The following is a 1,805-nucleotide window of genomic DNA, read 5'->3' on the forward strand; positions in this document are numbered from 1 at the left end:
CGGGTACGCATATTATCGTCGAACACCTGCGCAGGTGTCGTCCTCTCCGCCTCTTCCCCTCGCCTGCTCTCTGTTTCTTCCTCCTCTTCCCCCGCCCTTCCTCTCTCTCCCTCCTCCTCTTCTCTTTCCACCCTCTTCTCCTCTCCTCTTTTTCTTTCTTTCCCTCCTCTTCTCTGCCTTCCTTCCTTTCTTTCGCGCCGCACCATGTGGTCTCTGAAGCCGCTCACCGACAGGATCAGCCGGCCGGGTTCGTGCGGCACCAGTTCCTGCCAGTTGGCGCGCACGGGATCGCCCGCTGGTGCCGTCATGATCTTGAAGTCCTTGGCGCCGTCGGCATTGGTCAGGATGAAGAAGATATCGCCGCCTTCTTCCAGCTCGTACTGCAGGCCAATCTCGCGCGGCGACACCAGTTTCGGTTCGGCAAACGGATCGTCGGCGCGCATCAGGCGGTATTCCGAGGTCTCGTGGTCGTTGATGCCGATCATGATCCACTCGTTGTTGCGGGTGCCGTCGACATTCATGAAGAAGCCGGGATCGGTTTCCTCATAGATCAGCCGGTCGCTTTGCGGGCTGTCGCCAAGCGCATGGAACAGCACCTTCGACGGGCGGTGGTTGGGGTCGAGACGTGTATAGAAGAAGCCGTCATTGGCGGCGTTCCAGACACCTGAACCGCCGGTGTCGGGGATCTGGTCCGCAAGTTCCCTGCCGTCGGCAAGGTCACGCACGTGAAGCGTGTAGAATTCGGAGCCCTTGTCGTCGAATGCCCACAGCAGCCTTGCGTGGTCGGCCGAATGGTCGACGCCGCCAAGACGGAAATAGGCCTTGCCCGCGGCCTCCGCGTCACCATCGAGCAGGATATGCTCGGCACCGCCGTCTCGCGGCATGCGGAAATAGCGCGGCTGCTCGCCACCAAGTTTGAAGGACGAGCCATAGGCATAGGGCCCATCCTTCATCGGCACGGAAGAATCGTCTTCCTTGATACGGCCCTTCATCTCCTTGAAAAGCTGCTTTTGCAGTTCGACCGTGTCGGCCATCAGCTTCGACTGGTAGGCATTCTCCGCCTCGAGTTCTGCGCGGATTCCCGCATCGAGCAATGAGGGGTCGCGGAACATCTCCTGCCAGTTGCCGGCCCGCAGCCAGGCATAGTCGTCGGTTCGCGTGATGCCGTGATGCGTGTCGGAAACCGGCCGCTTCTCGGGCGTTGGCGGGCTGACGATCGGAAATATGGATGTCTTGGTCATTGCGTCTCGCTTTGCCAGTATCTTCAATGGGCCAGTATCTTCAATGGGCCAGTATCTTGAATGGACCATCTCGAATGGAGAATATCTTGAACGGCGAATGAACACGCCGATCAGGGCAGGTTCAAGAGCCGGAGCGTATGGATTGTGTCGGCTCCAGGAGATGAGCCGGGAGGAGAGATGATGACTATTTGGTCTCGGACTGCTGCGGCTTTCGCCGTTGCTTCACTAACTCTGGCCTTTGCCGGCCAGTCTCATGCGACCGTATTCGCGGCTTGGCAAGTGGCCAATGTGCCGTTCGGCGACACGCTCAATGTGCGCAAATACCCTTCGGGCGCATCCCAGAAGCAGGCGGCATATCCGAACGGGACCGTTCTGCAGATGACCGGGCGATGCACCGGCGGAATAAACCTGCTCGACATCGCCAACCAGCCGGCATGGAAGCAGGAACAAAAGATTCGTTTTCGCTGGTGCGAAGTCTGGCATGATCCGGCCCAGAACGGCAAATTCGTCACCGGCTGGGCGTATGGCAAATACATCACGCCGCATTGATTGATCCGGCAGCAA

Annotated in this window: 1 protein-coding gene and 1 pseudogene; one reads left to right on the plus strand and one right to left on the minus strand. The window is 59.1% G+C overall.

The annotated features are described in order from the left end of the window. Positions 1–1,241 (minus strand): annotated as a pseudogene (locus tag EN906_RS32915) (S9 family peptidase); the annotation flags it as partial. Positions 1,242–1,421: 180 nt separating this feature from the next. On the opposite strand from EN906_RS32915, the gene EN906_RS32920 reads away from it, so the two are divergent. After that, positions 1,422–1,790, plus strand: coding sequence for an SH3 domain-containing protein (locus EN906_RS32920; protein ID WP_127268166.1), 369 nt, complete (start codon positions 1,422–1,424; stop codon positions 1,788–1,790). Positions 1,791–1,805 lie beyond the last annotated feature (15 nt).

It is taken from the genome of Mesorhizobium sp. M7A.F.Ca.CA.004.06.1.1 (assembly GCF_003999135.1).
Taxonomy (GTDB): domain Bacteria; phylum Pseudomonadota; class Alphaproteobacteria; order Rhizobiales; family Rhizobiaceae; genus Mesorhizobium.